Annotated in this window: 15 protein-coding genes and 1 pseudogene; 7 read left to right on the top strand and 9 right to left on the bottom strand. The window is 34.2% G+C overall.

Annotated elements, in window-relative coordinates; genetic code table 11:
• Positions 1–63 precede the first annotated feature (63 nt).
• The 3 genes from OA85_RS06260 to OA85_RS06250 all read left to right on the top strand — a co-directional run bounded on the left by OA85_RS06260 (position 64) and on the right by OA85_RS06250 (position 2,844).
• The gene (locus tag OA85_RS06260) at positions 64–1,254 is read left to right on the top strand and encodes a hypothetical protein (protein ID WP_039108638.1); all 1,191 of its coding nucleotides are present in this window, start codon (positions 64–66) and stop codon (positions 1,252–1,254) included.
• 117 nt (positions 1,255–1,371) lie between these two features.
• Positions 1,372–1,710: a T9SS type A sorting domain-containing protein gene (locus tag OA85_RS06255; protein ID WP_039108636.1), complete on the top strand. Its 339-nt coding sequence runs from the start codon at positions 1,372–1,374 to the stop codon at positions 1,708–1,710.
• Positions 1,711–1,863: 153 nt separating this feature from the next.
• Positions 1,864–2,844 (top strand): acyltransferase, encoded by a 981-nt coding sequence (locus OA85_RS06250; RefSeq protein WP_039108635.1) that lies wholly within the window; start codon positions 1,864–1,866, stop codon positions 2,842–2,844.
• Positions 2,845–2,869: 25 nt separating this feature from the next.
• On the opposite strand, the gene OA85_RS06245 is transcribed toward OA85_RS06250, so the two are convergent.
• The 4 genes from OA85_RS06245 to tyrS form a co-directional block, all read right to left on the bottom strand.
• Positions 2,870–3,337, bottom strand: a complete 468-nt coding sequence (locus tag OA85_RS06245) for a hypothetical protein (protein WP_039108634.1) — start codon at positions 3,335–3,337, stop codon at positions 2,870–2,872.
• The gene (locus OA85_RS06240) at positions 3,328–4,530 is read right to left on the bottom strand and encodes a hypothetical protein (protein ID WP_039108633.1); all 1,203 of its coding nucleotides are present in this window, start codon (positions 4,528–4,530) and stop codon (positions 3,328–3,330) included. Before OA85_RS06240 ends, OA85_RS06245 begins: the two co-directional genes overlap by 10 nt.
• Positions 4,531–4,689: 159 nt before the next feature.
• The gene (locus tag OA85_RS06235; protein WP_039108631.1) at positions 4,690–4,968 is read right to left on the bottom strand and encodes a hypothetical protein; all 279 of its coding nucleotides are present in this window, start codon (positions 4,966–4,968) and stop codon (positions 4,690–4,692) included.
• A gap of 264 nt (positions 4,969–5,232) precedes the next feature.
• Positions 5,233–6,528: a tyrosine--tRNA ligase gene (tyrS, locus tag OA85_RS06230; RefSeq protein WP_039108630.1), complete on the bottom strand. Its 1,296-nt coding sequence runs from the start codon at positions 6,526–6,528 to the stop codon at positions 5,233–5,235.
• A 91-nt stretch (positions 6,529–6,619) separates the two neighbouring features.
• On the opposite strand from tyrS, the gene OA85_RS06225 reads away from it, so the two are divergent.
• On the top strand, positions 6,620–7,609 hold the full coding sequence (locus OA85_RS06225) for an NAD-dependent epimerase/dehydratase family protein (RefSeq protein WP_039108628.1): 990 nt from the start codon (positions 6,620–6,622) through the stop codon (positions 7,607–7,609).
• Here the strand turns inward: OA85_RS06225 and OA85_RS06220 are convergent, their stop codons facing one another.
• The 3 genes from OA85_RS06220 to OA85_RS06210 are packed head-to-tail and all read right to left on the bottom strand — an operon-like array spanning position 7,610 to position 10,146.
• Positions 7,610–8,056: a DUF4296 domain-containing protein gene (locus tag OA85_RS06220; protein WP_039108627.1), complete on the bottom strand. Its 447-nt coding sequence runs from the start codon at positions 8,054–8,056 to the stop codon at positions 7,610–7,612.
• 11 nt (positions 8,057–8,067) lie between these two features.
• Positions 8,068–9,408 carry a dihydroorotase gene (locus tag OA85_RS06215; RefSeq protein WP_039108625.1) on the bottom strand — a complete coding sequence of 447 codons (1,341 nt, stop codon included), beginning with the start codon at positions 9,406–9,408 and terminating at the stop codon, positions 8,068–8,070.
• Between the two features lie 12 nt (positions 9,409–9,420).
• Positions 9,421–10,146, bottom strand: coding sequence for a polyprenol monophosphomannose synthase (locus OA85_RS06210; protein ID WP_039108624.1), 726 nt, complete (start codon positions 10,144–10,146; stop codon positions 9,421–9,423).
• Positions 10,147–10,251: 105 nt separating this feature from the next.
• Between OA85_RS06210 and OA85_RS06205 the strand changes: the two genes are divergently transcribed.
• The 3 genes and pseudogenes from OA85_RS06205 to OA85_RS17600 all read left to right on the top strand — a co-directional run.
• Complete coding sequence (locus OA85_RS06205; protein WP_039108623.1) at positions 10,252–10,923, top strand: DUF4271 domain-containing protein; 672 nt, start codon at positions 10,252–10,254, stop codon at positions 10,921–10,923.
• A gap of 13 nt (positions 10,924–10,936) precedes the next feature.
• Positions 10,937–11,686, top strand: coding sequence for a uroporphyrinogen-III synthase (locus OA85_RS06200; RefSeq protein WP_039108622.1), 750 nt, complete (start codon positions 10,937–10,939; stop codon positions 11,684–11,686).
• Positions 11,687–11,829: 143 nt separating this feature from the next.
• Positions 11,830–11,928, top strand: a pseudogene (locus tag OA85_RS17600) (transcriptional regulator); the annotation flags it as partial.
• Positions 11,929–12,055: 127 nt separating this feature from the next.
• Here the strand turns inward: OA85_RS17600 and OA85_RS06195 are convergent.
• Together OA85_RS06195 and leuS are read right to left on the bottom strand one after the other, a co-directional pair.
• Positions 12,056–12,742 (bottom strand): zinc metallopeptidase, encoded by a 687-nt coding sequence (locus tag OA85_RS06195; RefSeq protein WP_156129438.1) that lies wholly within the window; start codon positions 12,740–12,742, stop codon positions 12,056–12,058.
• A 212-nt stretch (positions 12,743–12,954) separates the two neighbouring features.
• Entirely contained in the window at positions 12,955–15,816 is a 2,862-nt protein-coding gene (gene leuS, locus OA85_RS06190; protein WP_039108621.1) for a leucine--tRNA ligase, read from the bottom strand.
• Between the last annotated feature and the right edge of the window lie 21 nt (positions 15,817–15,837).

The following is a 15,837-nucleotide window of genomic DNA, read 5'->3' as shown; positions in this document are numbered from 1 at the left end:
CCCTTTGTGAAGTTATCCTATAATTTTGACAAAAATAAAAAACAATAAATAATACAATAAACTATGAAAACTAAATTTTTTGCTTTAGCACTTGCTACAGGGTTATTTCTAAATTCTTGCTCAAGTAGTGACAGTCCAATTCCTGTTACACCACCGGCAACAGGCGAAATCACAGGTACAATAACTGCAAATAAAACTTTTGCATATGGAAATTATACTTTAAAAGGTATTGTTAAAGTTGCTTCAGGAGTAACCGTAACTTTCGATGCAGGTTCTACAATTACAGCAAACAAAACTACAGGAGACAACGCATTTGTTGTTTTAAACGGAGGAAAATTAAACATTAACGGTACAGCTGACAAACCAGTTGTATTTACAGAAGCATCTGCAACTCCAGGTTCTTGGGGAGGAATTATCATCTATGGTGATGCTCCAATAAAAGCAATTGGTGGTGTAACTACTTCTACTTCAGAAGATGGAAATGCATTGCCTTACGGAGGAACAAATGCAGCTCACAACGGAGGTTCATTGAACTATGCAAGAGTTGAATATGCTGGTGCAAAATTAGCTGATGGAACAAAAGAAAATAATGGATTTACATTCTATTCAGTAGGTTCTGGAACAACATTAGACCACTTAGTTTCTTACAAAGGTGCTGATGATGGATATGAATTTTTTGGAGGAACTGTAAGTATGACAAACGCTATTTCTTATGGTAACTATGATGATGCTTTTGACTGGCAAGATGGATGGCAAGGTCAAAACAACTCTAACTGGTATGCTTACCAAACGGGTAAAGGAAATTTCGGAATGGAAATCGAATGTTCTAACAACAACAATGCATTCTGGCCAAAAGTTATTAATATCACTTTAAAAAGAGAAGCAGGATGTGTACCAGAAGTTGCTGGTGATGTTCAAGTTGATGCTTTCCAATTCAAAAAAGAAGGAAATGGAGATTATAGCAATATCATTATCTCAGGATACGGAGACTATACTGAAGGGACAACTATTTACAAAGGTGCTGCAGTAAAAATTCAAGATGCTACGACAAACACGAATCAAGTTAATGGATCAAAAATAAAATTAACTAATGTAACCATCTCTTCAACTTCACAAATTGTACCTGTAGGAGCAACTTCAAGTATTGTAGTTAATTTCCCAGTTGGAAATTTTGCAACAACTACAACTGCTACCGGTGCTTCATTAACAGCTGGTGCATGGGCAACTGTTGGTGGTACTAGCTTAATTAAATAGTTTTTAGTAAAAAAATTCGAAAAATAATAGCTAAACACCTCTCTTTATGAGAGGTGTTTTTTTTTGTGGTACAATATTTGAAATATTTTTTATATATTTACATAACAAATCGAAATCATGGCGAAAAACTACTTTTATATTACTATCTTATTGGTTTTTTTCTTTTCTGTGAGCCTTTCCGCTCAGGAAAACAAACAACAGCCAAGAACACAAGAAACTGCTTCGATAGAAGGCTTAAGCTTGTACCCGAACCCCGTGAGCAATGGCAAAGTTTACATTACTTCAAAAAATGACTTAGATAAAGAAATCATTATCTTTGATGTTTTAGGAAAAAAAGTACTTCAAACAATGCTGAGTTCAAGAGAACTAAATGTTTCAAATCTTACTTCAGGTGTTTATATCATAAAAATTAATGAAAATGATGCATCTGCCACAAGAAAATTAATTGTTCGATAATAATCTATAACTGACAAATTCAAAAGCTCCAATTCTATTGGGGCTTTTTTTATAAAATAGTACTGCTATTTATTAAATTGAGTAAAGTGCTTGCAAAGACTTTGAATGCTTAAGTGTCTACAAATTTTTTACTTACTTTTGTAAAAAAAATTCTTGATTCCAACTACCGACATATTTGCTATTTCCAGTCAAAAACAGTTTGAGAAAGTCGCTTTAAAAGTGTTTCGTTTTCAATACGAAAATAATAAGGTGTATCAGGAATTTTGTAATTTTTTAAAAACAGATCCTCACAAAGTAAAATCATTATCTCAAATTCCCTTTTTACCAATACAATTTTTCAAGAGCCACCAAGTTGTTTCTAATACAGATGCGATTGAAGAAACATTTACCAGTAGCGGGACAACCGGAATGATTACCAGCAAGCATTTAGTCACTGACGCTTCCATATATGAAGAAAGCTACCGCAAAGGATTTTCTCAGTTTTATGGGAACATCGAGGATTATGTTGTTTTGGCTTTACTTCCTTCTTATTTAGAAAGAGAAGGCTCCTCTTTGATTTACATGGTTGAAGATTTGATAACACTTTCCAATCATCTGGAAAGCGGTTTTTACCTGCACAATCATGACGAACTTATAGCGAAACTCATTGCTCTGGACCAAGCCGGTCAAAATGTCATTTTGATTGGAGTCACTTATGCTTTGTTAGATTTGATTGAGAAACACCAATTCCAACTGCAAAATACCATAATCATGGAAACGGGTGGAATGAAAGGCAAACGAAAAGAAATGATTCGGGAAGAATTACACGAACAATTGTGCAAAGGATTTGGCGTTTCAGCCATTCATTCAGAATACGGGATGACCGAATTATTATCCCAGGCGTATTCTTTAGGAAATGGCTTATTTGAGTGCCCTTCTTGGATGCAAATCCTCATTCGCGACACCGAAGATGCTTTGACTTATGTAGTCAACGGTAAAACTGGAGGAATCAACGTGATTGATTTGGCCAATATCAATTCCTGTTCGTTTATCGCTACGCAGGATTTAGGCAAAAAAGATCCCAACAACTCTTTCGAGGTATTGGGACGTTTTGATAATTCGGATATCCGAGGTTGTAATTTGATGGTTCTTTAACCCGAATTACTGATACTTGTCTAAATCAATTAAAGTCTATCATAGACGTCTCCCATTTCAAATAAGTTCCGTTTTTTAACTTATGAAGTATATATACTCTGCTTGATGATTGTAAATTGTTTTCTCTGAACTTCTCTAGTGTGATATAATCTACTCCTTTCAAAGTATATATTTTTTCGGGTGGTTTGGGATTCGAGGAAAAACAAGACGAACTATACAGAGTATATGTGAAAGAGGGTTCGTTTAAACTGTTTTCAGGATCGTTTCTGAATTTTTTTAAGCCTTTATCTCTTGCTTGCTTTGTTTCATAGCCTTTGTAATAAAAGTTAAATTGAGCCTTTGTTACAGCTTTATTTATGCTATAACTAGCTATCGATTTATCTTTTAAATCAATAAAAACAGTTGTCGATTCTTGCTTTTTTATTTCTTGAGAAAAAGATAAACAAAAACGAACTAAACAAAATAAAACGAATATTCTTCTTATTATTGGCATGGCGGATTTGTGTTTATAAAGTTATAGTAAATATCTAGTATTTGTTTTCTATTGATTTCTGGTATGTTTTGCCAAGCTATAGTCGGATGGGGAGGAAGACCAGTAACAGTACTTGGATTGCCCCCACTACCCATTAATCCTATCCAAGAAAGCGCATTATAAAAGTCCAAAGTGTGTGCATTATTGTCAAATTGTTGTAAAACTTGAATGATTATTTCTCTAGAATGTTGAGCCATTAATTCGTGTTGAGCTACAGAAGGTTGCTGTCCCGTAGGCACATTATATTTATATCGCGTATAATAATCGGCAATTCCAGGATAATCATCTTTTATGCTCTTTATAAAATCTGCAGACCAAGGAATGCTTCCTTGATTAGCAAGAGACAATAGTTTTCTATACATTTCGGCATGTAACATTTCATGAATAAAAGTTCTGGCAATATTTAATTGTGGCGAACCTAACTTTAATGGGTTGAACCTAATTTCAATTAAATAATTTATAGGTTCAAAAGTTGCGGCACTAGCTTCATTATTAGGTACAGGGATAGCCCCTGCACTCAATTTCAAATTAGCCACAGAAAAATCTCCATCAAACTTTTTTAAATAATTCTGAAAAGTTGGAGCCCCTCCAAGTTTTGTATATACTCCATATAAACATGGATTGTTTTGAAATGATGGGTCAATGATTACATTATAAGCAAAAGTAGCATCAGAGGTATTCATTGCTGTGTTTATTAGCTCTTTTGCAATTATCCTACTAGCATAAGTAAATTCATTTTCTATTAAGTAATTTGTTATTTGTTCATTAAATGGTGGATTTAGTCCTAAAAAATAATATTGAGTTTTATTTAAAGTAGTCAAAAAAGTATTGTACTGTTTCGTTATTACTGCGTCACCACTTGGTAAGTTTGGCGATGTTATTACTGAATTAGAACTTGCATAACCTCCACCTGAGCCAGTGCCAATATAACTACTAGTACTTGCAGTGCCAAAACTTATAGCTCCTGAAGAGCCGCCTAAAGTAACACATGTAGTTCGAGAATAATATCCACAAATTGCACCCCCACAATCCCAAGGATCACCAGAACAGGCCGAAACAACTTCCGTAAAACAAAATGTGCTTTGTGTATTGCTCTTAGCCAGTTCGCTATTCTTATTGATAGATTTCACTTCAATTTCACCTTCAAAATCCACTTGATTTTTTAATTTATGGATTAGTTTAGTTGGAATGTATTTTATTATAAAGGCTTTTGAATTTTTAGAACTATCTATTTCAATTACGAGATTTTCAAAAAATGAATTATTATTATTTTCTCTAGTGATTAAAAAAGTGTAAGAAATTTTATTCTGATGTTAAATAATTTTCGCAGGCTGATTTGCTATTTCATAATCTTCATTACTGAGTTTAAATCCTTTTCCCTGTTTTGTAGAATTCATATATGGTAATTTTTGAAAAACATATTTAAATTCATTTTCCATTATTAATTCATCAAACGTCTTCTCGGTAATTTGAATTTGTTTTGCAATTGTGCTATTTTCTTTTATACCGTTTTCCTCTACTTGACAATTCGTCATAGAAAACATTAAAATTAACAAGGATAATAATTTAATTTTCGTTAAAACTCTTTTCATAGCTTATTTGGTTAAAGTTAGTAATATTTTTTCAAAGAATGCTTTAACAAATATATTGAATGCAAGTTGTAATAAAAATACCCGCTTTCAGTGATATTCACTTTAATAATAATTATTTAATGCGATATAAAAAAATCCCAACAACTCTTTCGAGGTATTGGGACGTTTTGATAATTCTGATATTCGAGGTTGTAACTTGATGATCTTGTAAAAAGGTTAATCGTTAATTTGTTTAATCGGTTAACCGAATTAACGATTCAACAATTAAACAACTCTCACCACAAAATAATTTTTCTTTCCACTTTGCAACAATACAAATTGATTGTTGATTAAATCTTTGGTCGAAAGTATAAAATCTTCGGCAACTTTTTCTTTATTTACTGAAATAGAATTTGCATTCAAAGCACGTCTTGCTTCTCCATTCGATTTCATAAAACCAGTTTTTTCATTCAAAACAGCAACAATATCAATTCCTGCTTCAATCTCATTTCTGGCAATTTCAGCCTGCGGAACACCTTCAAAAACTTCTAAGAAAGTCGCTTCGTCTAATTGTTTCAAATCATCGGCAGTGGCATTTCCAAACAAAATATTAGAGGCTTTAATTGCTTTTTCTAAATCTTCTTTCGAATGAACAAAAACCGTTAACTCTTCAGCCAGTCTTCGTTGTAAAACTCTTAAATGCGGAGCCGTTTTATGTTCTTCTATTAGCGCATCTATTGTTTCTTTGTCTAAAAAAGTAAAAATCTTAATATATTTCTCTGCATCAACATCCGTGGTATTCAACCAAAACTGGTAAAATTTATAAACCGACGTTTTATCAGCCGTCAACCAAACATTACCTCCTTCGGATTTTCCAAATTTTGAACCGTCAGCTTTTGTAATTAACGGACAAGTCATCGCATATGCTTTGGCTCCTTCTGAATTCATTCGTCTTACTAATTCGGTTCCGGTTGTAATATTTCCCCATTGGTCTGAACCTCCCATTTGTAACAAACAATTGTATTCTTTATGCAAATGGTAAAAATCATATCCTTGAATTAATTGGTAGGTAAACTCGGTAAAAGACATCCCTTCACCTTCGCCAGACAATCTTTTCTTTACAGAATCTTTGGCCATCATATAATTCACGGTGATTCTTTTACCCACGTCACGAGCGAAATTAATGAATGACAAATTCTTCATCCAATCGTAATTATTTACCAGAACAGGCGCATTTATTTCATTCGAATTAAAATCTAAAAAACGAGACAAAACACTTTTTATTCCTTCTACATTATGGTTCAAAGTAGCTTCATCCAAGAGATTTCTCTCATCAGATTTACCGGATGGATCCCCAATCATTCCTGTAGCTCCACCAACCAATGCAATAGGTTTGTGTCCAAAATTTTTCAAATGAACCAAAAGAATTATAGGCACCAGGCTTCCAATATGTAAGGAATCCGATGTTGGATCAAATCCGATGTAAGTGGTTGTCATTTCTTTTAGAAGTTGCTCTTCAGTCCCAGGCATGATATCGTGAACTAAACCGCGCCATTGTAATTCGGAAATAATATTTTTCATTTTATAAAAATCAATTTGCACAAAGATAGTTTTAATTGCATAATTTGAAAATCTATCTCTATAAAATCGAACAATCTATTATCTTTACCAAATGATTTTAGTCACAGGAGGAACTGGTTTAGTAGGTGCGCATGTATTGCTTCATTTAATTGAAAGTGGAGAAAATGTCCGTGCTATTTATCGCAATACAAAAAGTATCGAAAAGACTAAAAATCTATTTAATCTATACAAAAAGCACGATTTATTTGATGCTATCGAATGGATTCAAGCGGATATCACTGACATTCCTGCGTTAGAAAATGCTTTTGAGGGAATCAATTATGTTTATCATTGCGCCGCTTTGATTTCTTTCGATCCAAAAGACGAAGATTTAATTCGAAAAATCAATATTGAAGGAACCGCAAATATTGTCAATTTTTGCATTGCCAATGCTATAAAAAAACTGTGCTTTATCAGTTCAACTGCCGCCCTTGGCGATTTAGCTTCCCACGAAAAAGTAGTTACGGAGGAAACCGAATGGAATCCCGAAAAACCACACAGCGATTATGCAATTTCTAAATACGGTGCCGAAATGGAAATATGGCGTGGGCAACAGGAAGGATTAGAAGTCATAATTCTAAATCCTGGTATAATTATTGGCCCTGGTTTTTGGGAACAGGGAAGCGGGCAACTTTTTACCAAAGTGAAAAAAGGATTATCATTTTACACCTTAGGAAGTAATGGATTTGTTGCTGTACCAGATGTTGTACGCATCGCAACTCAATTAATGAAAAGTGAAATTCATAATGAACGATTTACATTAATTGCCCAAAATATGGTTTTTCGAGATGTATTAAACACTATTGCTGATTCTCTTCTTACAAAAAGACCTACCATTCATGCGAAACCGTTATTTATGGAAATTTACTGGAGAATAGACTGGATACTATCGAATATTTTCATGCAAAAAAGACAACTAACTAGCGCTACAGCAAAAGCATCTTACTCCAAAAATGAATATTCCAATGAGAAAGTTACAACTATTTTAACAACGGAGTTTTTAGATATTGATCAATACATCAAAGAAATTTCAGCTTTATAACTAAAGCCTTTTTCTTTGGTTAATTTCCAATGAATCTATCATTTTACTGGTAGGTGAAACGGATTTTTCAACTGGTTTTTTCTTCTTATTCTTTTTCTCTTCAGCCTTAATTAAAGCAGTTATTGCTTTTTTATTTTTAGTCAACCTATCGTTTACTTGATCAATAATATTTGCATATTCCTCATAATTAGAAGCATAATAAGTATTACTTTTAGAAAATTGCAGACTGTCAACCTTATACTTTTTATAAATATATATTTTAGGATTTATTTTAAAGGTATCTAAAGAGGTCGGATTTTGGTATTTAATAGCTTCCAAAAGCGATAAATCATACATAATATTGATCATTTCGTCTTTTTCTATAAGCTTATTTGGTTTTTTTAATACCTCATCCTTACAGCTTATAAGTACCGCAACAATCGCTAAAAATGCTATTACTTTCTTCATATCCTACCTTTTTATCTATCAAATAACAATCGTTTCCCTGCACGAATTTCTTTTACTTTGAAAGCAGTATACACTAATTGTCCATTTACAAAAGTATGTGTTATTCTGGATTTAAACGTAAATCCTTCAAATGGTGACCATCCGCATTTAGCAAGAATATTTTCTTTTTTAACACTCCACGGCAAACCTGAATTTATAATAACCAAATCCGCATAATACCCTTCTTTTATAAAACCACGCTTTTCTATTTTGAAAATCTTAGCCGGATTATGGCACATTTTTTCAACAATTTTTTCAATGCTGATTTTACCTTGGTGATGCGCTTCAAACATAGCGACAACGGCATGTTGTACTAATGGCCCACCAGAAGGAGCTTTTAGATACGGTAGTTTTTTCTCTTCCAGTGTATGTGGCGCGTGATCGGTTGCAATCACATCAATTCGGTCATCAAGCAAGGCTTCCCAAAGTACTTTTCGGTCATTGGCAGTTTTTACCGCTGGATTCCATTTGATTAAATTGCCTTTGGTTGCATAATCATCATTAGTAAACCATAAATGATGAACGCAAACTTCAGCAGTAATTTTCTTGTCTTCCAATGGGATTTTATTGGTAAACAAATCCATTTCTTTAGCTGTCGAAAGATGAAAAATATGCAAACGAGCACCTGTTTTCTTAGCCAAAGCAATTGCTTTTGAAGACGAAATATAACACGCTTCTTCACTTCTAATTAGGTGATGAACCGTTACCGGGACATCTTCTCCAAACTCTTCTTTGTATTTTTCAAGATTGTTTTTGATGGTCGTTTCATCCTCACAATGAACTGCAATAAGCATTGGCGTACTGGAGAATATTTTTTCTAAAGTAGCTTCGTTATCCACCAACATATTCCCGGTTGATGAACCTAAAAATATTTTTATTCCTGCAACATTCTTCGGATTTGTCTTTAGAACTTCTTCTAAATTATCGTTTGTTGCACCCATCATAAAAGAATAATTTGCATAGGATTTCTCTGCAGCAATTTTATATTTTTCTTCTAAAATTTCTTGGGTTACTGCATTTGGAACCGTATTGGGCTGTTCTATGTAAGAAGTAATTCCTCCGGCAACTGCAGCTTTCGATTCTGATTCTATATCCCCTTTGTAAGTAAGACCCGGTTCTCTAAAATGAACCTGATCATCAATCGCTCCAGGAATTAGGTAATTTCCTTCGGCATCAATGATTTTGCATTGGGAAGATTTAGCACTTATGCTTTCCGCAATTTCAACAATTAAGTCATCTTCAATTAATACATCGCCTTCAAAAATCGTTCCTTCATTTACTATTTTGGCATTCTTAATTAAAATCCTGTTCATCGTATCTTCTTCTTATAATGTGTTGACTAATTTTTTTAATCTAAGGGAAATAACCCCAAAAACGGCTTCTATAATTATAGAATTACTCATTTTGGATTGTCCTTTTGTTCTATCGGTAAAAATGATGGGAACCTCAACAATTTGAAATTTCTTACAGTAAGTCCTATATTTCATTTCAATTTGGAAGGCATATCCAACAAATTTTATTTTATCTAAATTGATGCTTTCCAACACTTTTCTTTTGTAACAAACAAAACCTGCAGTAGCATCATGAATTTTCATTCCGGTTATTAATTTAACATAAACCGAGGCAAAATAGGACATCAAAACACGGCTTAAAGGCCAGTTCACCACATTTACACCTGTTACATATCTAGAGCCAATCGCTAAATCAGCATCTCCTAAATGACATGCATTATATAGTTTTTCTAAATCATTTGGATTGTGTGAAAAATCAGCATCCATCTCAAAAACAAACTCATACGTATGCTTTAAAGCCCATTTAAACCCATGTACATAAGCAGTTCCTAAGCCTGATTTTTTTGCCCTTTTTTCCAAAAACAATCTGTCTTTGAATTCAGATTGAAGCGTAACTACTCTATCCGCAGTACCATCTGGCGAATTATCGTCAATAATAAGAACATGAAAAAGCTTGTGTTGAGAAAGCACTGTTCTGATAATGCTTTCGATATTTTCAATTTCGTTATAGGTAGGAATTATAACAATACAATCGTTCATCTTTTGAGTAATTTCAACGCAAAAGTAAACTTTTTATGCCATTTGATTCATAATAAATTTATAATAAAAAAGAATGATGCAAAAAAATAGTAATTTTGTATCGCTATGATTGAACACGTACTTCATCCAAGGATAACCGGAAATAAAGATTGGGCTACACTTTTATTTGTGTTGTCTTTTGCTATTGTTGCTGTTACTAAATCTGTTTTTGAAAACCGTTTTGGTGATTTTTCAAAATTAATTTTTTCAGATAAATACACTAAAATATACAGAGATAGCAGTCACCTTAAAAGCGGTTTTACCATTGCTTTGTTTTTTGTTCAGGTTATTTCATTTGCATTTTTCATTCAGCTATCGTTGAGTCAGTTTGGATATGCCACAAAAACAGATTGGATTTTATACATTCAGATAACTACTTTCCTTATCTTTTTTATTTTATCGAAATATCTCATAGAAAAAATTATTGCCACGGCATTCAATATGGAAGAATTTGTTGAACAATTTAATCTTCAAAAGGTTACTTATAGAACCTATATTGGTTTAACAATACTGCCAATCAATATTATTTTGTTTTATTACGACTCAATTTCAAGAAATTTTCCATTATTTATTATAGCTATAGTATTGATAATAAATATATTAACTTATTTGATTTCAATAAAAAACTATCAAAATTTAATATTCAGTAAGTTGTTTTATTTTATTTTATATCTTTGCGCACTTGAAATAGCCCCCTATTATTTTATGTATTATTGGTTTACAAAAGGGAGCGCATAGAAAATGTCAAAATATGAAAGTGAAAACAATTTTGGTGTCACAGCCTGAGCCTAAAGTGGAAAATTCCCCTTACTTTGAGCTTCAACAAAAGCATAAAGTTAAAATTGATTTCAGACCTTTTATTCATGTAGAAGGCGTTAATGCAAAAGAGATTAGACTTCAAAAAATCGATCTTAATCATTACACCGCAATTATTTTAACGAGCAAGAATGCAGTTGATCATTTCTTTAGAGTTGCTGATGAAATGCGTTTTAAAGTTCCTGAAGGATTGAAATATTTTTGCCAGTCGGAAGCAATTGCTTTTTACCTGCAAAAGTATGTCGTGTATAGAAAACGTAAAATTTACGTAGGTCCTAAAGATTTTGCTGATTTATCTCCACTGATAAAAAAATACAAAGACGAAAAATTCTTATTACCAGCTTCAGATCAATTAAATGCCGACGCGCCAATAACGCTTAACGCATTGAAAGTAGACTGGACTCCAGCCGTTTTTTATAAAACAGTGATGAGCGACTTGTCTGATTTAGCTGATGTGTATTATGACGTTTTAGCTTTCTTTAGTCCAACTGGAATAAAATCATTGTTTAAAAACTTCCCGGATTTCAAGCAAAACGATACCCGAATTGCAGTTTTTGGAAGCACTACACAAAAAGAAGCGTTGGATCATGGTTTAAGAGTAGATATCTTGGCACCAACACCAGCAACACCTTCAATGACGATGGCTTTGGAAAAATACATTGTAGAAGCAAATAAAGGAAAATAGAAAATTACTTTTCAGATACAATCAAAAGCCATTCACAATCCGAATGGCTTTTTTTATGCAACAAAATTGAACTCAGGTTTATAGTAGAAATAGACGACATCGATAAAGAAATTTACGTGACCTGATGGAAGATGCCTGGAAACCAATTACTCAACACAAAAATTCAGGCTATCGAAGGCGTTTCCAGAACAGAAACCTTCATATCATTAGACCAACAAATTGATAGACAGATTCAACTGTAAAAAGATTTTTAGATTATTGGACTTTTAGATTGTTAGATTTCTAAAACAAGGAAACCGTCTCGTAAGATAACAAGACGGTTTCTTTCTATAATTTTCTAAAGATCTACTTGTCTAAAGATCTAACAATCTAATTTCTTCTTCCGCCCATATATATCGAAACATAATACAACAAGGTTGCAATAGACCCCAAAGCAGCAACCACATACGTTCTGGCAGCCCATTTTAGTGAATCTTTTGCCCCAGCCTGTTCTTGTGGCGTCAACATTCTTTTATTTTCTAACCAAGCCAAGGCACGATTACTCGCATCATATTCTACCGGTAAAGTAATAATAGAGAACAAAGTTGTTGCTGCGAAAATCACGATTCCTACCAATAACAATTGAGGAAAAGTTCTCATCATCAAAATACCAGCCAGTAAAATCCACTGCATGTACGTTGAAGCGATATTTACGATTGGAACTAATTGCGAACGCATTGTCAACCATCGATATCCTACGGCATGTTGCACCGCGTGACCGCATTCGTGAGCAGCAACAGCGGCCGCAGCAGCATTTCGTTGGTTATAAACCGCCTCGCTTAAATTTACTGTTTTATCCAAAGGATTATAATGATCCGTCAATTGCCCCGCAACCGAGATTACCCGCACATCCCGAATTCCATTATCAGCAAGCATTTTTTCAGCAATTTCAGCACCGGACATTCCGTTTTGTAATTGTAATTTAGAATAATGTTCAAATTTGCTTTTCAGTCTTGAACTAACTAACCAGCTAAATAGCATAATTGCTCCAGCAAGAATCAAATAACTCATTCCCATATTTTTGTTTGTTTGTTTTAAATGTTTAAAGTAAAACATCAAATTTTGAACCAATTTTTCACAATGTCAATTTGGCATTCCTGAAATAGAACGTATATTAAATGGATTTCATGAATTGAAACTAAAAAATCCAAATCCCAAAAATGATTTTGGAATTTGGATTTTAATATACTATCGTAAAGACGTACTGCAGTGCATCTCCATATTGGACGTTATCCCACCAAGTTAATGATTTTTCCCGGAACGATAATCACCTTATTTGGTGTTCTTCCTTCCAATTGTTTGATGGTTCTTTCGTCTTTCATTACAATTTCCTCGATTTGTTCCTTTGTTAAATCCAAAGGTAAAACCATCGTGAAACGCATTTTTCCATTGAAGGAAACTGGATATTCTTTGCTGCTTTCTACCAAATGTTGCGCGTCGAATAGTGGAAAATCTACCGTTGCAATCGAACCTGTATTTCCTAATAACGACCATAATTCCTCCGCGATGTGTGGCGCATAAGGCGAAATCACAATCGCTAATGGTTCCAAGATTGCATGTGAATGGCAATTTTGGGTTGACAATTCATTCACACAAATCATAAATTGTGAAACCGAAGTATTAAAAGAGAAACTCTCAATATCTTCCGCCACTTTCTTGATGGTTTTGTGTAATGATTTTAAGTTGTCTTTGGTTGGTTTGTCATTGGTAACAATTAAACCATTTTCATCAAAATACAAACGACACAGTTTTTTCAAGAATCCAAAAACTCCCGAAATTCCTGCCGTGTTCCAAGGTTTCGCTTGTTCCAAAGGTCCCAAGAACATTTCATACAAACGCAATGTATCCGCACCATATTCATTACAAATATCATCTGGCGTTACCACATTGTATTTGGATTTCGACATTTTTTCAATTTCGCGACCTACAATGTATTTTCCGTTTTCTTCTGTGATAAAAATAGCATCTTTATAATCTTCTCTCCAGTTTTTGAATCTTTCAATATCTAATTCATCAGAAGTATTAACCATTGAAACGTCAACATGAATAGGTTGGACTTTTTGTCCATCGATTTTATTTTTAGAAACATACGTATTTGTTCCGTCTAATCTATAAACAAATGCACTCATGCCCAAAATCATTCCCTGATTAATCAGTTTTTTGAATGGTTCTTCGGTTGGAGCAAAACCTTTATCTTTTAGGAATTTGTTCCAAAAACGGGAATACAATAAATGTCCGGTTGCGTGCTCGCTTCCGCCAATGTATAAATCCACGCTTTCCCAGTATGCCAAAGCATCTTTACTTGCAAATTCGTTTTCATTGTTTGCATCCATATAACGCATCCAATACCATGAACTTCCCGCCCAACCTGGCATCGTGTTCAATTCTAAAGGAAATATGGTCACATTATCGACTAACTGAGTACTAACCACTGAACACTGAACACTGTCCCATGCCCAAACCAAAGCATTTCCTAAAGGTGGCAAACCTTCTTCGGTTGGTAAATATTTCTCTACTTCCGGCAAGATGATTGGCAAATGTTGCGCATCAATCATTTGCGGCAAGCCATTCACATAATATACTGGAAACGGCTCTCCCCAATAACGTTGACGTGAGAAAACGGCATCACGCAAACGGTAATTCGTTTTTCCTTTTCCTTGGTTTAATTTTTCAAGTTCTTCGATAACTTTTTGAGTTCCTTTTTTATAATCTAATCCATTTAAAAAATCAGAATCTACTAATTGAAAACCTTCTTTGGCTCCAAAAGCAGCTTCAGAAATATCTTTATCAAAAATGTTTTTGATATCCTGCATTCCATTTTGACCTTTGAAGAAATTCGCAAAAGCATAATCTCTTTCGTCGCCACAAGGAACCGCCATAACCGCACCTGTTCCGTAACCCGCCAAAACATAATCTCCAATCCAAACTGGAATTGACTCTTTCGTAAACGGATGTTCTGCATACGTTCCGGTGAATACTCCCGAAATGGTTTTTACATCAGCCATACGCTCTCTTTCGGAACGTTTTGACGTTTTTTCTATATAGGCTTCAACAGCTGCCTTTTGTTCCGGAGTGGTAATTTGAGAAACTAATTCGTGTTCTGGTGCCAAAGTCATAAACGTAACTCCAAAGATGGTATCAGGTCTTGTGGTAAAAACCGCAATTTTAGCTTCTGAATTTTGAACATTAAATTCCACCGTTGCTCCAACAGATTTTCCAATCCAGTTTCTTTGACTTTCCTTGATACTTTCGCTCCAATCAATAGCATTTAATCCTTGCAACAAACGTTCTGCATAAGCCGAAATTCGCATGCTCCATTGCGTCATTTTTTTACGAACAACCGTAAAACCGCCACGTTCTGAAACACCATTTACAATTTCGTCATTCGCCAACACCGTTCCTAATCCCGGACACCAGTTCACCTCCGTCTCGGCCAAATAGGTCAATCTGTATTGCAGTAAAATTCGCTCCTGCTGTTCTTTTGCGAAAGCGTTCCATTCATTTGCTGAAAAAGCTTCAATATTTTCATCGCAAACTGCATTGACATTAGCGTTTCCTTCTGTTGAAAAAATGGAAACCAAAGTCGAAATATCTTCTGCTTTATCGTTGTTTTTATTGTACCAAGAATTGAATAATTGGATGAAAATCCATTGCGTATGTTTATAATAATCAGGATTTGAAGTACGCACTTCTCTACTCCAATCGAAGGAAAACCCAATTTTATCCAATTGCTTTCTGTAACCCGCAATTTTATTTCCTTCTTTATCCGTTCCTCCGTCAATATTTACCGAAGTCGTATCTTCCGGACGTTGACCCGTTTGAATGGCATATTGTTCCGCAGGCAAACCAAAACTGTCATAACCCATAGGGTGCAATACATTAAAACCTTGGTGTCTTTTGTATCTTGAATACACATCAGAGGCGATATATCCCAGTGGATGCCCTACGTGCAATCCCGCCCCAGATGGATAAGGAAACATATCAAGTACGTAATATTTAGGTTTTGTTGCGTTATTTTCAGCTTTAAAAGTTGCGTTGTCTAACCAATATTTCTGCCATTTGGCCTCTATTTCGTTCGGATTGTATTTCATTCCTCTTTATATATTGTTTTT

It is taken from the genome of Flavobacterium sp. AED, from assembly GCF_000812945.1.
Taxonomy (GTDB): Bacteria; Bacteroidota; Bacteroidia; order Flavobacteriales; family Flavobacteriaceae; genus Flavobacterium.
Note: the sequence above shows the minus strand (reverse complement) of the source record. Positions and strands in the feature narration are given on the sequence as shown.